Source organism: Collibacillus ludicampi (assembly GCF_023705585.1).
Taxonomy (GTDB): Bacteria; Bacillota; Bacilli; order Tumebacillales; family BOQE01; genus Collibacillus; species Collibacillus ludicampi.
This window is the reverse complement of sequence record NZ_BOQE01000001.1, coordinates 1,065,423-1,087,905: the sequence shown is the minus strand read 5'-3', so window position 1 is coordinate 1,087,905 and position 22,483 is coordinate 1,065,423. Positions and strand designations below refer to the sequence as shown.

Sequence of the window (22,483 nt, the reverse complement as noted above, 5' to 3'; positions counted from 1 at the left end):
TTCTGGAAGCCGGTTTTGAAGATGCAACGGCTGTCCTCATGCTGCCAGAAAGATACCGAAAACGCCTACGAACAACGAACGGAATGGAACGGCTGAATGAGGAGATTCGTCGGCGTGAACGAGTCATTCGAATCTTCCCCAACCGGGAGTCCGTCGTTCGTCTCGTCTGTGCTTTGCTCATGGAGATCGATGAAAAGTGGGCGAGTGGCAAGAAGTATCTAGATATATCCGAGTATCTAGCCTGGCTGCAAACTCAAGTACAAGAAAGGAAAGCTGCCAAAGTGACTCATATTCGCTAGGCTTCATATGCGAGGGATTTTACACACAAATATGGACTTGATCATTTTAAAGAATTAGGAGACGAAATTCTTGTTAGAAAATTATGAGTAGTTGTTGACAATTTGAACAAAAAAATTTATATTAATTTTGGGAGCGGTTCCAATATGAAAAATGAGAGGTTTGGAATGACGAGATCACGAGAAGGAGTAACAATAGACGAAATTGCACGTGTGGCTGGAGTTTCTCGATCAACTGTTTCTCGAGTTTTAACCGGACATCCAAATGTTAAACCTGCGACACGTGCGAAGGTGGAGAAGGTAATACAACAACTTAACTATCAACCTAACTTTATAGCACAAGGTTTAGCTCGTGGTTCCCTAAATATGATTGGACTTTTAATTGGTGACATTCGTAATCCCTTTTACGCAGAAGTAGCTCGTGGTGTAGAAGACATCGCAAATCAAGCAGGGTACATGGTTGTGCTTTGTGATACGGATTATGATTTTCAAAAAGAACAAATTTATCTTCAAGGAGCACAAAAGTTTGGATTTAGTGGTTTAATTTTGATGTCCGTTATGGACGTAGAGGAATTAGTACCAGTTCTAAAAAATATTCAGTGTCCAATCGTTTTGCTGAATCGTTATGTTCACGCATATGAAACAGATGTCGTGCTTGTCGACAATTTTCAAGGTGGTTATCAAGCGGCTAAGCATTTGATTGAATTAGGGCATACAAGAATCGGTTATTTGGGAGGTCCGCAATTATCGACTGCAAGCCGAGAACGAACCGCCGGGTTTATGCAAGCCCTCAAAGATTATGGGATAAAGTTAAATGAACGAGATGTAGCATATGGCGATTTGAAAATGGATACTGGACGACAATATGGACAACGTTGGTTGGAACAATCTAATCGACCTACATCCATTTTTGCAGCCAATGATTTGATGGCACTGGGTATTTTAGATGTATTGCAGGAAGCAGGTATTAATATACCCGAAGAAATAAGCATTGTAGGATATGACGATCTTCCGTTTGTTGGGATACATCCGATTTCACTCACAACTGTTCGTCAGCCTCACTATCAAATGGGAGCCACTGCAATGTCTCTGTTAATGGATCGTATACGGGGGAATGATACTTGTTTGCAACGTATTACGTATACACCTGAGTTGGTTATTCGAGAAACAACAGCACCACCAAATCTTAAGTAAAGGTTTTATGATGTTTTTTGGGAGCGGTTCCAATAATCTTGTTGTTTAAAGCATGATTATGAAAACTTGTTTACGTGATTAATGTCAATAAAAATGTGTTTTTTACCGAATTGTTAATTAGTTTCGCATTTTATTTTGGGAGCGGTTCCAAATATATAATCTATATCATTAATTGAACAGGGGGAATTTATGTGCGTGATGTAGTTATTGTAAGCGGTGCTCGTACCGCAGTCGGTACTATGGCAGGGAGTCTTAAAGATGTTCACCAGGCTGATCTTGGTGGTTTGGTTTACAGGGAAGCAGTTACTCGTGCCGGAATTAAGCCGGAAGAAGTAGATGAAGTTATTGTAGGGAATGTTGGACAAGTGGCTGAAAGTGGTTTCTTGGGCAGAATGGTTTCTTTAAAAGCTGGTTTTCCTTTGAAAACGACCGCGTATGCGGTGAATCGGCAATGTGGATCCGGATTGGAAGCAATTAATTCCGCAGTCGTAAAGATTCAAGCTGGATACGCAGATATAATAGTTGCCGGCGGTACGGAAAATATGAATCAATTACCTTATTACGTTCGCAAAGCACGTTTCGGATATCGTTTTGGACATGACACATTTGAAGACGGGTTGCTTACGATTTTGACCTGGCCTATGGGACCGTATCCGAATGGAGTAACTGCGGAAAATCTTGCCCAAAAATATGGGGTTTCTCGACAAGAGCAAGATGAGTGGGCATTGATTTCTCAAGAAAGAGCAGCGAGAGCTCTTCAAGAGGGGATTTTTAGGGAAGAAATTGTTCCTGTAGAGATTAATAAAGGAGGGGAAATCCAACTGTTTGAAACTGACGAACATCCACGTATTGGAATCACAATAGAAAGACTTTCACGCCTCAAGCCTGCATTTCGGGAAAATGGTACTGTAACTCCTGGTAATTCCTCGGGAATTAATGACGGTGCGGGAGCTGTCGTACTAATGGGAGCGGATATTGCTGAGAAACTTGGTTTTAAGCCCTTGTTAAAAATACGCAGCTTTGCTGTGGCTGGTTGTGATCCGTCCATAATGGGTTATGGACCTGTACCTGCCACTAAAAAAGCGCTCGAACGTGCCGGCCTATCAATCGAAGATATCGATCTTATTGAACTAAATGAAGCGTTTGCTGCCCAAACAATTGTTGGAATTCGAGAATTAGGACTAAACCCGGAAAAAGTGAATGTTAATGGAGGTGCAATTGCATTGGGGCATCCCATTGGAGCCACTGGTGGAATTTTGACTGTAAAACTGATGTATGAAATGAAAAGGAGAAATGCCCAGTTTGGATTGGTGACCATGTGTATCGGTGGAGGTCAAGGCATAACAACAATCTATGAAAATTGTTTATAGGGGGGAACATCAATGAGACCAAGGTTTCTTAGCGGCGAACAGGCGGCTGAGCTTATCCAAGACGGGTATACAGTTGCAACCGTGGGCATGACATTGGTAGGTTCCTGCGAAAGTATACTTAAACCATTAGAGAAACGTTTTTTGGAAACTGGCCATCCTTGTAATCTTACATTGTTTCATGCAGCAGGGCAAAGCGATCGGCAGCGTGGGATTCAACATCTTGCTCATGAAGGAATGACCAAACGGATTATTGGATCACATTGGGGACTTGCACCGAAGTGGATGGAGTTAATATCCAAAAATAAAGTTGAAGCGTACTGTTTGCCTCAAGGGCAGGCTACTCATCTGCTTCGTGATATGGCAGGTGGGCATAAAGGACATTTATCGAAAATAGGGCTTGGAACATTCATCGATCCAAGATTTGAAGGCGGGAAAATGAATACTCGTACCCGTGAATTAGAGGATTTAGTTGAACTTGTTGAACTTCATGGAGAAGAGTATCTGTATTATCGTCAAATTCCAATTGATGTTGTCTTGGTACGCGGGACTACAGCCGATGAAAACGGTAACATTACTTTTGAAGATGAAGCCATGAAATTAGAAGTGCTGCCGGCCGTTCTGGCGACAAAACGTTTTGGAGGTTTGGTGATTGCCCAAGTAAAGAGAATTGCGGAAGCAGGTACATTACATCCAAAAGAAGTTGTGATTCCGGGAGTTTTCGTGGATGTAGTCGTTAAATCTGAAAATCCGGAAGAAGATCACCGACAAACCTCAAGCTTTTACTTTGATCCGGCTTATAGTGGAGACTTACGGGTTCCAGTAACGAGTGTTGAGGCAAAACCTCTGACGATACGCAAACTTATCGCCCGTAGAGCCGCTTTGGAATTGACACCGAACTCAATTATTAATCTAGGAACAGGAATTCCCAATGATGAGATTGGCGGTATAATCATCGAAGAAAATATGACTGATGAAATAGTCGTAACTGTTGAATCAGGAGTTTATGGTGGCGCACCATTAGGTGGAATCGATTTTGGAATTGCAAAAAATATGGAAGCCTTAATTGAACATCCATATCAATTTGATTTTTACAATGGAACTGGTGTTGATTTCACATTCATGGGTGTAGGACAGGTAGACGAAAATGGGAATGTAAATTCCACAAAATTTTCAGGTCGTTCTACAGGTGCTGGCGGATTTATTGATATTACCCAATGTGCCAAGACTGTCGTCTTTTGTAGTACTTTTACTGCCCGTGGACTCGAAGTAGATTTTAGAGATCACAAACTTAATATTGTAAAAGAGGGAACTGAAAAGAAATTTGTAAAGAAAGTTGAACAAGTTTCATTCAATGGTCAATTAGCTATGGAACGCGGTCAACGTGTTGTCATTGTGACGGAAAGAGCTGTTTTCGAGTTGACCAAAAATGGGATTGAGCTTGTAGAAATCGCTCCAGGAATCGATATAGAACGAGATATTTTAAGACAAATGGATTTTAGACCTATTATTCGTAATAATCTGCGAATAATGGATCCTACGATTTATCGAGAAGATTCCTTTCATTTGAAAGAAAAGATCAGAAGAAACAGAGAAATTCAATTTGTATAACATAATTATACCATAAAAGGTTAGATGATGAAAATAACAAGGAGGGGATCAAATGATTGATTTAACTGGAAAGGTTGCAATTGTAACGGGATCTGCACGGGGATTGGGACGCGGGATTGCAGATAAACTCGCATCGCTTGGAGCTCAGGTAGTAGTAAGCGATGTTAACAATGAGGGAGCCAGAGAAACAGCAGACGACATTCAGAAAAAGGGACACTTAGCGGACGTCTTCGTTGCTAACGTTGCTGACCGAGAGCAGGCGAATGCCCTTATTCACTATGCTATCGAACAGTTTGGGAAATTAGACATCCTTGTGAATAACGCTGGAATTAATCGGGATGCAATGTTACACAAAATGACGTATGAACAGTGGGACAGTGTTCTAGCCGTAAACCTTACGGGTGTTTTCAATTGTATGCAACCTGCGGCTCAACATATGAGAGAAAGATGTTACGGACGAATTATCAATATTTCTTCAGCGAGTTGGTTAGGGAACATCGGTCAAGCAAATTATGCAGCAGCAAAAGCGGGTGTGGTCGGCTTGAGTAAAACGGCAGCTCGGGAGCTTGCCAAATTCAATGTTACTTGTAATGCCATTTGTCCAGGTTTCATTGAAACAGATATGACTCGTTCAGTACCGGAAAAAGTATGGGATATCATGATTTCCAAAATTCCAATGGGACGTGCCGGGAAACCAGAGGATGTAGCCAATATGATTGCATTCCTGGCGTCCGATCAGGCTGCTTATATTACTGGTGAAGTCATTAATGTCGGTGGAGGTATGGTTTTATAACTTCAAGGAGGAGCTTGATATGATAACTACATGGAAAGTCATGGCTCTTAAAATGGGGGAACTTTCTGTTGAAAAGTCTTCTTTGACTTACGGCAGAGACGTAGGAAAAGCAATCACTATTCCCGTATGGGCAACAGCCATTTTTGGAGACGGTTATAAAATTCTTGTAGATACGGGAATTCATGATAAGACCTGGGTTGAGGAACATGTATGTCCATGTAACCTGGATTCAGATGAATACATTGTCGAAGCTATTAAACAAGGACTTGGGTGGAACCCGGAAGATGTGAACATAGTCATAAACACACATCTCCACTATGACCATTGCGGAAACAATCGTTTATTTAAAAAGGCACGCTTCATTGTACAGGAAAACGAATGGAAAGCAGCTTTTAATCCAATTCCGAGTCAACAAGACATTTACTTGAGGGAATTATTTGATGACCACTCAGTTGATTATTTTAGTTGGAAGTTTGTTAATGATGAGGCAGAAATTCTCCCTGGACTGAAAGTGTTCCTTACACCTGGACATTCTGAGGGGCATCAGTCGGTACTTGTCAAAACAGAAGAAGGAACACTTTGTATTTCTGGGGATGTTTCGAATTTATTAGAAAACATACGAGAAAACATTCCTGCTGGGATTCTGACTAGTACAAAAGAAATATATGAAAGTATGAATAAAGTAAGGCGTCTTGCACAACGGATTTTACCTGGCCATGAAATAAGTATTCGAAAATATCAGGAAAGTAATTTTCCCATGATTGAAAAGGTTTGATATTACGGGGGGAGCCATTTATGAAAAAGAATAAGCTGTTTTCCATAGCTACAGGTGCATTATTAGTACTATCGATGTTAACAGCTTGCGGAACTTCCACGTCAACTTCGAGTTCAGGGTCTGGATTACAAGATAAAAACACGGCCTCAAACGATAAAAAGAAAGGATTCGTCATTGGTTTTGCCAATGGATATTTCGGAAATACATGGCGATCGCAATTTGTTGAGGATGTTCAAAAGGCAGCCGAAAAGTATAAAGCTTCTGGAATTCTCAAAGACTTGCAAGTCGCAAATTCGAATGCAGATGTTTCGCAGCAACTAAGTCAGCTAAACACAATGATTAACAGTGGAGTAGACGCTTTGATGATCGATCCTGTGTCTGCCACTTCCCTTGGGCCGGTAATCGCAAAAGCGAAAGCGAAAGGAATCTTGGTCGTCATTACGAACGATCCTGCAGCTTATCCTGACACTTATGCTGTTGTTGGAAATAATGATGCCTTCTGGCGTATCCAAACCCAATGGATTGCCGATCAATTACATGGAAAAGGAAACATTGTAGAACTTACAGGTCTTCCTGGAAATACAGCCGATAATATTCGACAACAAGCAGCTAAGGACATATTAAGCCATTATCCAGATATAAAAGTCCTCGCATCTGTACCTGGTAAATGGTCTGAGTCAACAGCGCAATCAGCAATGACAACCTTACTCTCAACTTATAAGAACATCGATGGGATTTTGGAACAGGACGTAATGGCCGAAGGTGTTTTACAAGCCTATCAAAACGCGAATCAATCTCCTCCCATTATGACTGGGGACTATACGTTTGGATTTTTACGTAAGTGGTCAAATATGCCGAATTTAAATTCGATTGCCGTTCCATATGCACCTGGTGTTGGTGTTGATGCATTAGAAGTAACGATAAACTTGCTCCAGGGTAAGAAATTCAAAGATGGAGTTTTACAACCCAATCCGCTGGATCCAAATCTCAAGAATGCCATTTTAGTAGATCCACCCTATGTAGTGACAAAAAATGCACAACCTGATGCACCTTGGATGAAGGGGCTTAAATTTACCAAAGCTATCTCACTTGATGAAGCGGTTAAATTGGGACAAGGACAGCCTGATAACGCATCTCTTGATGCATCACTTACTCAAGAACAAGTGGATTCTTTATTTCAATAAAAAATACTGATATATTAGCGGATCGTTAATAAACAACGATCCGCTAATGCAATACAAAGGGAGATGAATCTAATGATCGCTCTTCGCTGTCAAAATATCAAGAAATCTTTTGGCTCTGTCGTAGCCCTGTCAAATGCGACATTATCTGTGGAAAAAGGAGAAATTCGAGCGCTCTTAGGTGGAAATGGATCAGGTAAAAGTACATTGGCAAGGATTCTTGGAGGAGCTATTAAACCCGATGAAGGACAGATTGAACTTTACGAAAAACCTTGTGCGCTTCGTTCTCCTGCTTATTCCAAACGGCAAGGGATTGTAATCACTTCGCAAGAACTTAGTTTGTTTACTAATTTATCAGTAGAAATGAATCTTTTAATGTGTAACATCCCAAAACGGTTGGGCCTCTTTACCGATCATAAAGAGTTGAGGGAGAAGGCATTATTCATTCTGAAAGAAATGCAACTGGATCATTTATTGGGTAAAAAGGTAAGTGATCTTTCTCCCAATCAACAATATCTCATTGAGTTTGCAAAAGCGCTGATACAAAAGCCGAAAATTTTAATTGTAGACGAAATTACCTCTGCTCTTTATCGAGAAGAAGTAGAAATTGTAAAAACAATGCTTCGCTATCTAAAAAATGAAGGAGCTTCTGTTTTATTTATTTCTCATCGAATGTCGGAAATCTACTCGATTTGCGATTCAGTTACAGTAATGAGAAATGGGGAAACAATTGAAACGGTCGGTATAGAAGAAAAGGATCAAAATGAGCTCTTATCGATGATGAGTGGAAGAGAAGTGGTCGATAAGTTTCCGCTGATTCATTCTATAGAAAACGAGAGTAATATTTCGGAACATCCGGTTTTGTCAGTGCCTGAACTATATCTCACGCAATTTAAAACTCGCATTAAATTGGACATAAGACCTGGGGAATTTGTTGGCATCGCAGGTTTACAGGGTCATGGTCAATCGGACTTGGTAAGAACTCTTTTTGGAATGAAAGGTACTGTTAACCTTTACATTAATGGAGTTAAGAAACATATTGCATCCCCTCGTCATGCAGTGAATGAAGGCTTGGCATTTATTTCAGGAGATCGTGAGCATGAAGGTGTATTTGCAGGGAGATCTCTTTCCGAGAATCTTAGTGCGGTAAAAAAGCTTGTCATGAAGCAGAAGAATATCGACGAAAAACAGTTATTGCACGAGTATGGTGTCAAATTCGATACTCCAAAACAACCGATCAAAACATTGAGTGGAGGTAATCAACAAAAAGTCGTGATTGGTCGCTGGATCATTACAAAACCGCTCATATTATTGGCAGATGACCCTACGAAAGGAATCGATGTTCAAGCGCGACTTGATGTCCACCGTATTATGTGTGACTTAATTAAGGAAGGTTCCAGTGTGATATTTGTCTCAAGTGATGACGAAGAACTCGTTCAGCTTTCTCGGATGGCCCCAATGTCACGTATTCTGGTTATGTATGAAGGGGAAATTGTTCGAATTTTAAGTGGATCGGAAATTTCCACTGAAAATATTGTCTCAGCTTCAATACTGAGGGGTGCATGATTACGATGAGAATCCTTAAATGGAATTTACTTCCCGTTTTTGGTTTGATGATTGTTTTTCTCATTTTGAACATTATTATCACTCCGGGATTTTTATCTTTGTCTTCTTTGGCAGGATTTATTTCTTCCTATGCTCCACTCATTTGTGTATCGATAGGTTCAGCGGTTGTTATGCTTGGCGGTGGAATTGACATCTCCTTAGGGGCTATCGTGTCACTTGTGAACGTTATGTTGATTACCCTTTTTGGAAAAGGATGGGGGATGGGAGCAGCTTTGGGATCTGCTTTGGTAGTGGCAATACTAGTGGGAATCCTCAACGGATTCGTCATCGGGTTTCTACGTGTGAATCCACTTTTAGCAACTTTTTCCACATCCTCTGTGGCGGCTGGATTAGCGTTATGGGTTATGCCTACACCTGGGGGCCAGGCACCTATGGATTTTGTTCAATTATATAATGGATTATTATTTTCAATTCCTACGCCCGTTTATTTTATTTTGATTGCCTTAGTTTTATGGATCTTCATTAAAATGACACCCGCTGGTATTTGGCTTTTTGCATTAGGCCGGGATGAACGGAAGGCATATGTATCGGCTATTCCCGTACAATGGATGCAATTTTTCACTTATGTGTTCGCCGCATTTGTATCCGGCATAGGCGCAATTGCACTTACTGGGAGTGTCGGATCAGGAGATCCTCTGGTTGGATTACCTCTATCCTTGAATGCCATTGCTGCGTGTGTGATAGGTGGGATTTCTCTCTTGGGAGGAAGCGGCGAAGTAATGGGGGCAATTTTTGGAGCAATATTTTTGGGGCTGGTTACAACAACCGTTTTGGCGGCACAGATCTCACCATTTTATCAGGATCTATTATCCGGGGTAATCATTTTAATGGGTGTACTTGGAGCAACTTGGCTTAGAGGAAAGAGAACAGGTTTGACTTATTAAAAGGAGGCGGATTAAATGGTTGAGTTGGAGCAGCTGTCAACACAAGCAACGCAAACGTCAAGAGACAAAAAGAATACAACGAGAAAATGGTTCAACACAATAGTTCGTAATAATGTGTATGCACCATCAATTATTGTAAGTTTATTTCTTCTTATATTAGGGCAAATTTTAAGTCCAGGTTTTGCCTCTATAAATAACATTGGAAATATTCTTGCTATAGCAAGCATTTTAGCGATTGCTACAGTTGGTCAAACACTTGTTATTTTATCTGGTGGAGAGGGTATTGACCTATCGGTAGGGGCGGTAATGTCAATGGGGGCACTTCTGGGAGCGAGTTTTATTGGCGGAAAAGTCTCTCATTTGCCTTTCGCGATCATTATTCTTATAGTTCTCGGAATTGTTATTGGGCTCATCAATGGAATTGGGATCCAGTGTATTGGTATCCCGCCTTTAGTTATGACTCTTATCATGGTTTCAGTAATCAATGGAATTACCTTGGCGTACACAAAAGGACAGCCTTCAGGATCAATTCCGAATTTTCTCCTCGATATTGGGCAACCGATTATTGGCCCCATTCGTTGGCTATTAGTTGTTGCAATAATTACACTAGTTGTCTGGGGTCTGGTTCTTAACAAAACAACATTTGGCCGAACACTTTTTTTAGTGGGAAGTAACCGGCGGGCTGCCCAACTATGCGGAATTCGTGTGAATCGCACAGTCATTTTGACCTATGTATTCTCCGGAGTCATAGGTATTTTGGCTGGACTTGTGTTACTTGGGTATAGTGGTAATGCACAATTACAAATGGCAAATGACTATACGTTATTATCTATCGCTGCAGTTGTAATTGGGGGTACAAAATTGAGCGGTGGAGAAGGAACCTTAATTGGCGCGGCATTGGGTGCGATTGTCTTAACCTTGCTTACGAATGTGCTCGTTGCAAGTGGTATGCCGGCGGGGGTTCGACAAGTAGTGCAAGGTTTGACACTTTTAGTCATCCTGATCGCATATTCAAGAGCTCCGAAATTACGGCAATAAAAGGTGGTGTAGCAAAATGAAAATCGTAAAATCTGAAGATCTTGTACGTACGATACCTGATGGATGTACGATTGCCTTTACAGGTTTTGGTGGTATGGGGCAATGTGATCGTATTTTGATGGATATACGCAGAAGATTTCTTGAGACTGGTCATCCCAAAAATTTAACGATTTTTCATGCTGCCGGTCAATCGGATCGAAACAATGGTATTGAATATTTAGCAGAAGAGGGACTCATCAAACGAATTATTGGAGGGCATTGGGGGCTTGCTCCAAAAATCAGGAAGATGATTGAAGATAATAAAATCGATGCCTATTGTTTGCCACAGGGTCAATTAACTCATCTCTTTCGTACCATCGCAAATGGTTTACCTGGTCAAATCTCTCCTATTGGTCTTGGTACTTTCGTTGACCCTCGAATCGATGGAGGTAAGTTCAATGAAAGAACCAAAACGAAAGAAAATCTGGTAGAAATTTTAACAATTGATGATCAGGAGTATTTGTTTTATAAAGCCATATCTTTTGATTATGTATTAATCCGGGGGACTTCTGCGGATGAGAACGGAAATATTACTACTGAAGAAGAACCGTTAAAACTGGAAATTCTATCAGCGGCGCAAGCGGCGAAGGCTTGTGGAGGAAAAGTTATTGTGCAAGTAAAATATTTAGCGAAGTCAGGGACCTTCCATCCAAAAGAAGTCGTCATTCCGGGTTATCTGGTCGATTATGTTGTCATAGCAGAAAATCCAATGGAAGAACATCGTCAGATTCCAAACTGTGTGTATCATCCCGTGTATTCTGGTGAACTACGAGTTCCTGTAGAGCAAGCTACTCCTTTACCAATGAGTGTTAGAAAAATCATTGGTCGACGAGCTGTTCAAGAATTAACCAAAAATGCTGTCGTAAATTTAGGAATTGGAATTCCTGGGGATGTCATTGGACCTATTACTGTAGAGGAAGGGCTTAATTCCGACATTATACTCACGATAGAATCAGGCATCATTGGCGGGGTTCCAATCGGTTCTAATCAATTTGGCATTGCTAAAAATGCAGAAGTCATTCTGGATCATGGCAGCCAATTCGATCACTATCACGGGGCAGGTGTAGATCTGGCCTTTATGGGTGCAGCGGAAGTGGACCGATTTGGAAATGTAAATGTCAGTAAATTTGGAAATCGATCTGTCGGTTGTGGAGGATTTATCGATGTAACACAGCCCGCAAAAAAAGTTATTTTTTGTACTACCTTTACTACTGGTGGCTTAGAAGTTGAAATTGATCGGGGAAAGATTCGTATACTACAGGAAGGAAAAAATAAAAAATTTGTAAGTGATGTGAATCAAATTACCTTTAGTGGAAAATATGCAGCTAAACATGATAAGAAAGTTATTTATGTAACAGAAAGAGCTGTATTTCAGCTTACATTAGAGGGACTTGAACTGGTTGAAATTGCTCCCGGCATCGACTTAGAACGAGACATTTTAGGGCAAATGGATTTTCAACCCAAAATTTCTGATCATCTTAAATTAATGGACCCTCGAATCTTTCAACCAAGTCCCATGGAGTTGATCATGACATGAAAATTCTCGTGGCATCTGATTCTTATAAAGGAAGCCTGTCGACATTTGAAGTGATTGAGGCTGTTAAAGAGGCGGTCAAGCGAGTTGGGATAAATATCGAAGTGCTTGGCATTCCTATCGCGGATGGAGGAGAGGGTACAGTTGAAGTAGTTTTACAGGCTTTAAAGGGGAAGAAGATACATTGTAAGGCCACAGATCCATTAGGTAGACCGATAACGGCATATTTTGGATTGATTGAACATACGGCAATAGTGGAAATGGCGGTTGCTTCGGGATTGACGAAACTGTCTCACATTGAGCGAAATCCACTTGATACTACTACTTATGGGACCGGGGAAGTAATACGTGCGGCACTTGATCATCCTGAAGTAAAGAAACTTATCATCGCTATTGGGGGAAGTGCGACCAATGATGGTGGGGTAGGGCTCGCACAAGCGTTAGGCTTGCGAGCTTTAGATGAGAAAGGGAATGAGATCCAATTGGGAGGAAGGCATATAGACAAAATCGCTAAATTGGATACTTGCAATATGCATCCTCGTTTAAAAAAAGTACAGATACAAGTTATCTGTGATGTTATAAATCCGCTTTGCGGTCCCAATGGAGCTTCCGCTGTCTACGGTCCGCAAAAAGGAGCTACCCCTGAGATGGTAGAACAATTAGATAAAAACTTACTCCATCTTGCTAGAATTCTAGAAAAAGACCTCGGAAAGGATGTCTTGAACCTACCTGGGGCAGGGGCGGCTGGGGGAACTGGTGCCGGACTAGTTGCCTTTTGTGGAGCAACCTTGGAGCCGGGCATCGAAGTCATTTTAGATCTTTTTCAAATTGATGAACATTTAAAAGATGTTGAACTGGTTATTACGGGAGAAGGACGGACAGACTTTCAGACCGAATTCGGGAAAGCTGTAATTGGAATTGCGAAAAGGGCAAAACGATTTGGTAAGACTGTAGTTTGTGTATCCGGTGCTCTGGGTGAAGGGTATCAAGAACTCTATCAACATGGTATCGATGCATTTTTCAGTATATGTCCAAGACCGATCAATGAGCAAGAATCGATGGTACGAGCATATTCATACCTGGTAGACACGCTAGAAAATATTATTAGGCTATATGCTAAAAATTGGTTCATCACAACGAAATGTGGTTGACAATGAAAAAGTACTCAAAATCTCTAATGTTGTTTGTGTCCAGCCTAACAACGTGTGCGTGGTTTTACGAGTACGCCGACAGTCATCACATGCTAACGTTTTTCGCCGAATATGGGTTTTCAAGATGGGATTGGACTTTGAGAATAGAGAAAAACCTTTCGATACCAGTTCTCATATTCATCATTTTCTTTCCAAGTCCACTACTCACATATGGATGTTCCTTTGCCCATAAGGTCCTCACGTTCGAATCGCTACAAGGATTTTCTTTTGTAATGTTTAGTACTTGAATCAAGATAATTCCGCTAGTCGCGGTGATGTTTACTCATTTTATCTTACCAACGATTGGCGGATTTTTGCTATTCGATTTTACCTCACGGATTTATTCAACAAGCTCCTTCTGACCAAATGGGATTTATTTAAAGTTTCCCTCATCTATCATGATTAACTATCGCAGGAGGTTCATAAATCGAACTACTTTCATACGGGGATTTGAAACTGTTTCTTTGAGTTTATCAATCATGCGAGAGTAGTGTTCTTTAACATCCAAGAAAAAGATCACGGTTAAAAATTGATTGCCAAAGATTTCTTGATGAACATACACTTCGCCGAAAACAAATATGAGTGCCATTGACGACGGAAAAAGGTAATCTTATACTAATATAAAAATGGAACCAAAGTTCCGAAAATAACATCAAAGCTTAATTATGGATATGGATATCTACAAGTTTGAGGGGGGACGGGTACTGGAAGCCAGTAAGAGCTTGTCCCGCGCGCTTGAACTGCTTGTGCATTGGAGAGACCGACCGACCGTTACGTTAGATGAACTGGTTGCCGTCACCGGTTGGCCGAAAACGACGGTTCACCGGCTTGTCACGAGTCTGGTGTCAGCCGGATTGCTCGCACCGGGAACGGAGGGATACGGATATCGCCTCGGCCTTACTTGGTTAGAGTATGGACAGTTGGTTGCCGACCGCCTCGACATACGCGCGATTTCTCTTCCGTTGATGAAACAATTATGCGATGAAGTGGATGAAGCGGTGAATCTCGTCGTTGCTGATGGAGATGAGGCAATTTATATCGAAAAAGTGGATTGCAATCATCCTGTTCGCGTGTATACCAGAGTGGGAAGACGTGCTCCCTTGTATGCCGGCGCATGCCCGCGCATCTTGTTGGCTTACAAAAGTGATGAAGAAATTGAATCTTATCTCCAAAGGGTCGACTTAAAGGCGTACGCGTCAAGAACCCTTACCGATCGGGACAAGCTAATTTCAGTTTTGCGTGAATCGAGGAGAAAGGGATATACAGTCTCTTACGCGGAACTTGAAGAAGGTACGGCAGCTATCGGCCTTCCCATTTTCGATCATCGGGGGCAGTGTGTAGCGGGTCTTTCTCTAGCGGGCCCGGATACGCGTTTTCAAGAAAAAGACATTCCCGTCTTGTTAGCTGCAGCAAGGCGGACGGCAGAAGAAATTTCAAAATCATTGGGCTATAAGCGGTAATCGGAACGTTGAAACTGATCTGTGTCTTGATTGTATCCGTAGGTTTCGGGTTAAGGGTAAACGTTGGCGATGGAAGCGGCCATCGAACATGAAACAAACATTCGGGAAAGCGGGGGACTAATCGCATGACACTGTATCGCCCGGCACGGATGCTGCCGCTCGGGGATCGGGGGTTGTTGGTCGAATTCGGTGATGAAATCTCTCCGCTCATTCATGATCATGTGCGTGCACTTTCCAAGATGTTGGATGCGGAGCCGATCCAGGGGATCATAGAATGGGTACCGACTTATCGCAGCCTTGCCGTGTATTATGATCCTCTCATCATTGGATATCGGGAGCTCGCCATCCGCCTGAGTGACCTGTTGGATGACTTGTCCCTGGAGGAAATGCCTCCCGCCCGCCTTGTAGAAATACCTGTGCTTTACGGCGGAGAGTTTGGTCCCGATCTTGAAGACGTGGCGAAACATTGCGGCATGTCTGTCGAAGAGGTCGTGAAGTTACATAGTGGCGCAGAATATCTCATCTATATGTTGGGTTTTTCTCCCGGTTTTCCCTATTTGGGAGGGATGGACGAACGCCTGGCCACCCCACGTCTGGAAAAGCCGCGTCTCCGCATCCCTGCTGGTTCTGTAGGCATCGCAGACAAACAAACGGGTGTCTATCCGAGCGAAACGCCGGGCGGATGGAGAATCATCGGCAGAACCCCGCTCAAACTTTACGATCCAACACGCGAACATCCCGTCCTCTTGTCGGCGGGGGATCGGGTGCGTTTCGTTCCGATTGACGCAGAGACGTATGAAAAGATAGCGAACTCTCAGAAAGTGAACATCGTATCGGAATGACGTCCCCATGTCGCATGGGAGGAACCATCATAAGAGGAAAATATTTCGTGCGGAAAGAGGAAGTTTAAGGCTGCTATATGAAACTGAGCGGCTTTTGGATGGGTTGTATCTCTTTGCAGCGAAGAGGTGAGTGGAAGGTCGTTCCGCTTTCTATAAACCGTTAAGAAGGCATATGCTTGGCGTGAAACAGCGACCTTGGAGGTCGTCTCGCTTCCTTTCGGACGTAAAAGGGTATATGCATTGCGCGTAATAGCGACTTTGAAGGTCGTCTCGCGGCATTTGATCATTATTCCATGCGAGACGACCTTCACGGAGCATGAGCGCAATGCATATACCCGCTGAAACGACCTCCACGGAGCATGAACGCCAAGCATATGCCCGAAACGAAGAACTCCAAGGAGCGCGACCTCAAAGCATACGCCCATAAACCACAGATTTTCTAATTATTTTTCTAAGTAGGAGGCGAGATCCATGCGTGTGGACTTGAATTGTGATCTGGGAGAAAGCTTCGGCGTGTATACGATCGGGCAAGACGAGGCAGTGATTCCACTTGTTACATCGGTCAATATCGCTTGCGGATTCCATGCGGGAGATCCCCAGGTCATGCTCAAGACAGTAAAGCTTGCGAAAGCGCATGGAACCGCGATCGGCGCTCATCCTGGCTTGCCCGATCTCGTGGGATTTGGCCGTCGCGACATGCGTATCACACCGGAAGAAGCGTATGCGCTGACCGCCTATCAAATCGGTGCACTTGCCGCCATCGCGGCCACAGTGGGCGTTTGTCTCCAACATGTGAAACCCCACGGAGCCCTTTACAACATGGCGGCACGCGACGCGGTACTGGCGGAAGCGATCGCGACGGCGGTTCGTGACGTCGACCGAAACTTGATTTTGTTCGGGCTTGCAGGAAGTGAACTGGTCAAAGCGGGAGAACGCGCAGGGCTTCGCGTGGCACAAGAGGTTTTTGCCGATCGCACGTATCAAGCAGACGGGACACTCACGCCACGTTCCCGGACGGATGCGATGCTGCATGATGCGCAAGAAGCTGCCGAGAGGGTAATCCGCATGTTGCGCGAAGGGGTCGTTCGCGCGACTGACGGAACGGATGTCCCCATTCAAGCGGACACGGTCTGTGTGCACGGGGATGGTCCCAAGGCGCTCGCTTTTGTGAAAGAGATTCGGGAGCGGCTGCAATCCTCCGGAGTGGAGTTGCGTGCGGTAGGGGAGTGATACAAGGCGCTGACTCCCTAACACTAAACCTTTCACAAGAGCCGATCATCTTCTAATCGTGTAAGTGTAATTGTGGGGGACGCATTTTTGTTTGTTGGATCCAACTTGCTAGCGTAAAATTGTATTACCGTATCACAGTCAACAGGACAAGCAATCCGCTACATACCAGAATCGAGGTGTTTATATGCCAGGCACCATCACTGTTCGCAAAGCGCCCAAAGGGCCTTTCATTACGATCCAAGATTTAGGGCGTTATGGCCATCAGAAAAGCGGAATCCCCGTGGCAGGAGCACTTGACCGTTTCGCCCTGGAAACAGCCAACTGGCTTGTAGGAAATCCCCCAGGTGCGGCATGCCTGGAAGTTACACTCATTGGCCCGGAGATCGTCTTAGATCAAGATACAGTAATTTCCATAACGGGTGCCGATTTGTCAGCCACATTAGATGGCCGTCCCATTTCTCTATGGACATCACACGATGTATCGGCAGGCTCTGTGCTTCAGTTTGGCAAACCGGTCAGAGGTGTGCGGGCATATCTTGCGGTTGCCGGCGGGATCGATGTATCGATCGTGATGGGCTCCCGTTCCACGTATCTGAAAGGGCACATTGGCGGCTTTCAAGGTCGTGCCTTGCAAACGGGGGACATATTGCCGATCGGTGAACCCGCAGTGACATTCGCGCCTCGGCGACTGAGCAAAACGCCTGACTATATCGCATCCCACGGGGAAGAAACGGTGGTACGTGTCGTACTCGGCCCGCAAGAGGATCACTTTACGCAAGCAGCGATCGCAACATTTCTCTCAAGCACGTATCGCATCACACCGCAGTCGGATCGCATGGGCTATCGTTTGGAAGGGCCGCCGTTGGCCCACCGTGGGCGGGCGGAGATCATCTCCGACGCGATTCCGGAAGGGGCGATCCAAGTTCCGGCGAACGGACAACCGATCATCCTGCTGGCCGACCGCCAAACGACAGGCGGCTACCCCAAAATCGCCACGGTGATCTCCGCCGATTTGCCCAAATTGGCACAGTCAGCTCCCGGAGCCATCGTCCGTTTTGTTGCGGTTACCGTGGAAGAGGCACAAGAGATCGCGAGAAACGCGGCACGCGAGCTTGCACAAGTGATGCTCGCTTGAGGGTGTGTTCAATGGGGCGTGGTCGAAAGGTTAAGGTTATCACCTACGAGGATAGACATTTGAAGGTTGTACCGTACCAATCAAATGAGTGATATAATTCTAAAAGGGGAGGTGCCGAAACGCGATGGAAGAATTATTGAAACAATTAATGGAACAAATGGGTAGTCGTTTTGATCGGCTTGAACAAAGGTTAGAGAGTTTTGAACAAAGGCTAGAGAACGTTGAAAAAAGGTTAGAGAAAGTTGAACAAAGGTTAGAAAACATAGAAAAGGACGTGCGAGAAGTCAAAACCGATTTGAAACACCTGCAGTCACAAGCAAATACGATTGAAACCCGAGTTATGCAACTAGATATGACTATTCGCTTAGTGCACAAACAATATTCGGATCTATGGTTGGACGTGAATGTGATGAAGGAAATGAACAAGCAGCAATTATCCAGTCAGTGACGGCTGGTTTATTTTTTGTGAGCGCCCAGCATGGCGGTTGTCTACGCGAGATACTTCTCCTTATTTTCCAACATATTTCCACTTCCTCTTTCCCACTTTCACCATATCTCTCTCCCAGTTTCTATAGGAACTTTCCATCAATATTAATTTTTCTTCCTCTGTTCGAGGTTTGTTATCATTTGGCCGTTGCTCTCTTCGGCTTTGAATCATGTTTTGCAATCCTCTCGATTTTTTTATTCGTTCTTCAATACTCAATAACGTATATTTTCTCATGAACCATCGACTCCGATCTTGAACATATCCTTATTATTTAGTATTTCCAATCGATTGGTCTAAAACGTCTAAAAGTCCGGTGAAAGACGGATTTTGGCAGTCTAAAATCCCGGTTTTAGGTCGTTTTTTCTTAAACCGGCATTTCAGAGTTTTAACAATTATGGCGAGCAGCGCTTGTTTCTGCACACATTCCAGACCCCTACTTCGCGTTCGATCCAGTCCATATACCGTTTTCGCTTCTGCAAAGGCATGTTCACACAACGAATACGCCTATTCTGGATTTGTCGGTATTTGCCTTCCGATTGTATGCGTTTGAACGGGGGCAGCGTGATTTCCTCAGGATATGAACGGACACTTGGGCACGTACGTGAGTCCCGTAAACTCCCACGTAAACGTCAGATTTCATTAAGCCGGCAGTGATACACGAATCCACAAGATGGATTATGATTGCCTTGATGCTTTCGATTTCATCGTAATCGCTCATTTCTTTCTATGTTTTCTTATCTCTTCGACATTCACGATGCATTTACCTATTGATCTATGACTTTTTCACAGGACTTCAATGTTCGCTTAGCAATGAAAGAATTCTCCCAAAACTAGCGACATTTTCTTGCTCCTGCCGTATAATGTCGGTGAAGGAGTGGATCGGAATGGGATTGGCCAATTGTCGGAACTGCGGCCGCTTATTCAATAAGGTGGCGCGTGATATATGCCCCATTTGCATTCGCGAAGAAGAGCAACAATTCTTGGATGTAAGAAACTACCTGAAAGAAAATCGCTATGCTTCGACCTATGAAGTCAGTGAAGAAACAGGCGTTCCGATTGACGTAATCATCCGGTTTATTCGAGAAGGACGCCTCACAGTGGTCAATACACCCAATCTTACTTATCCGTGCGAAAGGTGCAACGATTTGATTTCCAAAGGGCGTTTTTGTTCCAAATGTACAGCCGAATTACAAAAAGGATTCGAAAGTGTTAAAAAAGAGAAGTCTTCTATGGAAAAGAAATCCGGTAAGTATTATTTCAAAAATTAGTCATTGGAGGATGGAAACCGTATCGAGCGGAATCTCCATCCTGTATAAAAAAGCGGATCTGAAGGTGATTCTCGCCGATAACGTGCAATGATTGACCGTCACGAAAGAATACACGGATTCTCATCTCTTTGCAAAAGTGCAAAAAGAGCCGATACATGGAGAAAGACATGTTTCGGCTCTTTTTTTCGGAAGGGGTGTATGGAATGAAAATCAATGACATTCAGCGGACAGCGCCGATACAAGCGTATCAGAAGATCGGTGCGCAAGTCCCGCGTGAAGAACGGCGCCGCGGCAATCGCCAAGACCAGATCGAGATTTCAAACGAAGCGAAGCGTTTGGCGGAAGAATCGGCGAGCGGCACAACCGTACAAGACACTTCGAATGTTCCCTCAGCAAACACTGAGCGTATTGAGACCATTCGTCAGGCGATCAAGGCGGGAACCTACCGTGTGGACTCAAGGCAAGTGGCGGAGAAAATCGTGGATTTCTGGCATGGCAAACGATGAGGCGGTGATCGTGTGACAGACGAAAAACAGTTGTTCGCCATTTTCGATGAGTTGCTTCAAGCGCATGAAGCGTTATTGTCTCTGGCCCATGAAAAAAAGGACATTCTGATAAAAGGGGAGTTGGACAAGCTCTCCGCCTTAACGGGACAAGAATGGAGATGGATTCAGCGGATCGAATCGTTGGAGAAAGAACGTATGTCTCATGTCGCTGCGTTCGCGCGGAAAAAGGGGATGGCGGAAGAATCTCTGACCGCCCGTCAATTGCCTTCGCTGCTCGGAGATCCGTTCCTCTCCGCTCGCATGAAGGGGATGATCGAACGGCTCACATCGGTGCTGGACGAACTGAAGAAGGCCAATGAGCTCAATGCGCAGCTTTTGCGCCAGTCGCTCGCGTTCGTGCAAATGACACTCGATTTGCTCACTGATATCCCGAACTCTATTCAGTATCACGAACGGGGGACGACGGCGTCGGCTCCGCGAAGAAGCTTTTTTGACGCCAAGGTATGAAGCAGGATATTGCGATAGGAGGACTTTTGCATGAGCTCGACCTTTTTTGGTCTTGAAATGATGAAACGCGCCCTGTTCGCGCAACAAACCGCCCTCAATACGGTCGGTCAAAACATTTCCAATGCGAACACACCGGGATATTCCCGTCAAGTGGTGAATATGGTTGCCTCTCAACCTATGTACTACCCGAGCATGACGAGTGGCGGACTTGTCGGCCAAATCGGAACGGGGGTCGACGTACAATCGATTACGCGCATGCGTGAAAGCTTTCTGGATACGCAATACCGCAATCAAAACCAGTTGTTGGGCGAATGGGAAGTTAAGAGCGATACAGTGAATAAGTTACAGGCGATTTTGAATGAACCTTCCGATACCGGACTAACAAGTGCGCTGAATCAGTTTTTTAATGCGTGGCAAACGTTAAGTACAGACCCGAACAATCCATCCGCAAGGTCAGTCGTTTTGCAAAGAGGAAAACAACTGGCAGACTTGTTGAATGAAACAGCCCAACAACTAAATGATCTGAACAACGATCTGCAGACAAACATTCAAACGCAGGTGACCCAAGTAAATTCCTATATTGATCAGATTCAAAAACTGAACGTACAAATCAAGAGCGCTGAGACCTTTGGGGCGAATGCAAACGATTTGCGCGACCAGAGAGATTACCTTGTGGATCAACTTTCGAAAATTGCTGATGTAAAAGTAACGGAGAATAATCAATCGTACACGCTTCAGGTTGGAGATAAGACTGTCCTGGTCGATGACGGATCGACCACTTGGAAGCACGTGGTCTATGACAGTGGTACTTTTTATACCGTAGATCATGCAATTACAAATCCACAGTCCTCAGACTACGATACCCCTTCGCTTAACATCCAATCGGGAGAACTAAAGGGGTTGGTGGACTCGCAGAACATCTACGTGGATACGTATATCAACCAGTTAAATGATTTTACAAACACGCTCGTCACCCAGATCAATACACAACATAAACAAGGGTATACCTTGTCTTCCTCTCAACCTACAAATGTAGATTTCTTTACTGCGAATCCAAGCAACCCGGCGGCGAGTATTCAGGTAGCTATAACGGACACAAGCCTCATAGCTGCTGCTTCGCCAAATTCGATTTATACAAATGATTCGGGTACTTTAAGCGGAGATGGAAACAACGCATTATCCATTGGTAATATGTATAACCAAAGCGTAACATTTGCGACTTCCTCCGCGGGTACTTTTGAGGATTTTCTTCGCTCGATGGTTGGCCAATTGGGAGTTCAAGGGCAAGAGGCCGATCAAATGGAGAAGAACCAGAATTCCTTGGTCAACCAGATGGACACCATGCGTCAATCGGTCAGCGGTGTCTCTCTTGATGAAGAAATGGCTAATATGATCAAATATCAGCAGGCGTACGGTGCGGCAGCGCGGATGGTAACGACGATCGACTCGCTGTTAAATACGATTGTTACGGGAATGGGGATTACTCGGTAAATGACTTGATCGAAAAAATAGAATGAAAT

The 22,483-nt window shown here is 43.9% G+C and carries 20 protein-coding genes and 1 pseudogene; all 21 read left to right on the top strand.

The genetic code is table 11. The annotated features are described in order from the left end of the window. Nucleotides 1–2 precede the first annotated feature (2 nt). Nucleotides 3–186: pseudogene (locus tag DNHGIG_RS21155) on the top strand (transposase); the annotation flags it as partial. Nucleotides 187–443: 257 nt separating this feature from the next. Beyond that, on the top strand, nucleotides 444–1,490 hold the full coding sequence (locus DNHGIG_RS05505; protein WP_282198721.1) for a LacI family DNA-binding transcriptional regulator: 1,047 nt from the start codon (nucleotides 444–446) through the stop codon (nucleotides 1,488–1,490). Between the two features lie 191 nt (nucleotides 1,491–1,681). Beyond that, nucleotides 1,682–2,860 (top strand): thiolase family protein, encoded by a 1,179-nt coding sequence (locus tag DNHGIG_RS05500; protein ID WP_282198720.1) that lies wholly within the window; start codon nucleotides 1,682–1,684, stop codon nucleotides 2,858–2,860. Between the two features lie 12 nt (nucleotides 2,861–2,872). Further along, nucleotides 2,873–4,468: an acyl CoA:acetate/3-ketoacid CoA transferase gene (locus tag DNHGIG_RS05495; protein ID WP_282198719.1), complete on the top strand. Its 1,596-nt coding sequence runs from the start codon at nucleotides 2,873–2,875 to the stop codon at nucleotides 4,466–4,468. Nucleotides 4,469–4,520: 52 nt separating this feature from the next. Further along, nucleotides 4,521–5,261 carry a 3-oxoacyl-ACP reductase FabG gene (gene fabG / locus DNHGIG_RS05490; protein WP_282198718.1) on the top strand — a complete coding sequence of 247 codons (741 nt, stop codon included), beginning with the start codon at nucleotides 4,521–4,523 and terminating at the stop codon, nucleotides 5,259–5,261. A 19-nt stretch (nucleotides 5,262–5,280) separates the two neighbouring features. After that, nucleotides 5,281–6,036, top strand: a complete 756-nt coding sequence (locus DNHGIG_RS05485) for an N-acyl homoserine lactonase family protein (RefSeq protein WP_282198717.1) — start codon at nucleotides 5,281–5,283, stop codon at nucleotides 6,034–6,036. Nucleotides 6,037–6,056: 20 nt separating this feature from the next. Further along, on the top strand, nucleotides 6,057–7,220 hold the full coding sequence (locus DNHGIG_RS05480; RefSeq protein WP_282198716.1) for an ABC transporter substrate-binding protein: 1,164 nt from the start codon (nucleotides 6,057–6,059) through the stop codon (nucleotides 7,218–7,220). A gap of 72 nt (nucleotides 7,221–7,292) precedes the next feature. Next, entirely contained in the window at nucleotides 7,293–8,783 is a 1,491-nt protein-coding gene (locus DNHGIG_RS05475) for a sugar ABC transporter ATP-binding protein (RefSeq protein ID WP_282198715.1), read from the top strand. 5 nt (nucleotides 8,784–8,788) lie between these two features. Continuing rightward, nucleotides 8,789–9,727 carry an ABC transporter permease gene (locus DNHGIG_RS05470; RefSeq protein ID WP_282198714.1) on the top strand — a complete coding sequence of 313 codons (939 nt, stop codon included), beginning with the start codon at nucleotides 8,789–8,791 and terminating at the stop codon, nucleotides 9,725–9,727. Between the two features lie 15 nt (nucleotides 9,728–9,742). Beyond that, a complete protein-coding gene (locus DNHGIG_RS05465; RefSeq protein ID WP_282198713.1) occupies nucleotides 9,743–10,765 on the top strand; it encodes an ABC transporter permease in 1,023 nt (340 codons plus the stop codon). Nucleotides 10,766–10,781: 16 nt separating this feature from the next. After that, on the top strand, nucleotides 10,782–12,341 hold the full coding sequence (locus DNHGIG_RS05460) for an acyl CoA:acetate/3-ketoacid CoA transferase (protein ID WP_282198712.1): 1,560 nt from the start codon (nucleotides 10,782–10,784) through the stop codon (nucleotides 12,339–12,341). Beyond that, nucleotides 12,338–13,489, top strand: coding sequence for a glycerate kinase family protein (locus DNHGIG_RS05455; protein ID WP_282198711.1), 1,152 nt, complete (start codon nucleotides 12,338–12,340; stop codon nucleotides 13,487–13,489). The genes DNHGIG_RS05460 and DNHGIG_RS05455 overlap by 4 nt, the downstream gene beginning before the upstream one ends. 710 nt (nucleotides 13,490–14,199) lie before the next feature. Next, on the top strand, nucleotides 14,200–14,988 hold the full coding sequence (locus DNHGIG_RS05450; RefSeq protein WP_282198710.1) for an IclR family transcriptional regulator: 789 nt from the start codon (nucleotides 14,200–14,202) through the stop codon (nucleotides 14,986–14,988). A 125-nt stretch (nucleotides 14,989–15,113) separates the two neighbouring features. Then, entirely contained in the window at nucleotides 15,114–15,830 is a 717-nt protein-coding gene (pxpB, locus tag DNHGIG_RS05445) for a 5-oxoprolinase subunit PxpB (RefSeq protein WP_282198709.1), read from the top strand. A 471-nt stretch (nucleotides 15,831–16,301) separates the two neighbouring features. Next, nucleotides 16,302–17,060 (top strand): LamB/YcsF family protein, encoded by a 759-nt coding sequence (locus DNHGIG_RS05440; protein WP_282198708.1) that lies wholly within the window; start codon nucleotides 16,302–16,304, stop codon nucleotides 17,058–17,060. Nucleotides 17,061–17,244: 184 nt separating this feature from the next. Next, complete coding sequence (locus DNHGIG_RS05435) at nucleotides 17,245–18,195, top strand: 5-oxoprolinase subunit C family protein (RefSeq protein WP_282198707.1); 951 nt, start codon at nucleotides 17,245–17,247, stop codon at nucleotides 18,193–18,195. Between the two features lie 124 nt (nucleotides 18,196–18,319). Further along, nucleotides 18,320–18,643 (top strand): hypothetical protein, encoded by a 324-nt coding sequence (locus DNHGIG_RS05430; RefSeq protein ID WP_282198706.1) that lies wholly within the window; start codon nucleotides 18,320–18,322, stop codon nucleotides 18,641–18,643. A gap of 923 nt (nucleotides 18,644–19,566) precedes the next feature. Beyond that, on the top strand, nucleotides 19,567–19,950 hold the full coding sequence (locus DNHGIG_RS05425; RefSeq protein ID WP_282198705.1) for a TIGR03826 family flagellar region protein: 384 nt from the start codon (nucleotides 19,567–19,569) through the stop codon (nucleotides 19,948–19,950). A gap of 203 nt (nucleotides 19,951–20,153) precedes the next feature. Continuing rightward, nucleotides 20,154–20,456, top strand: a complete 303-nt coding sequence (flgM, locus tag DNHGIG_RS05420; RefSeq protein WP_282198704.1) for a flagellar biosynthesis anti-sigma factor FlgM — start codon at nucleotides 20,154–20,156, stop codon at nucleotides 20,454–20,456. Nucleotides 20,457–20,468: 12 nt separating this feature from the next. Next, nucleotides 20,469–20,963, top strand: a complete 495-nt coding sequence (locus DNHGIG_RS05415; RefSeq protein WP_282198703.1) for a flagellar protein FlgN — start codon at nucleotides 20,469–20,471, stop codon at nucleotides 20,961–20,963. A gap of 30 nt (nucleotides 20,964–20,993) precedes the next feature. Next, nucleotides 20,994–22,454 carry a flagellar hook-associated protein FlgK gene (flgK, locus tag DNHGIG_RS05410; protein ID WP_282198702.1) on the top strand — a complete coding sequence of 487 codons (1,461 nt, stop codon included), beginning with the start codon at nucleotides 20,994–20,996 and terminating at the stop codon, nucleotides 22,452–22,454. The last annotated feature ends 29 nt before the right edge of the window (nucleotides 22,455–22,483 follow it).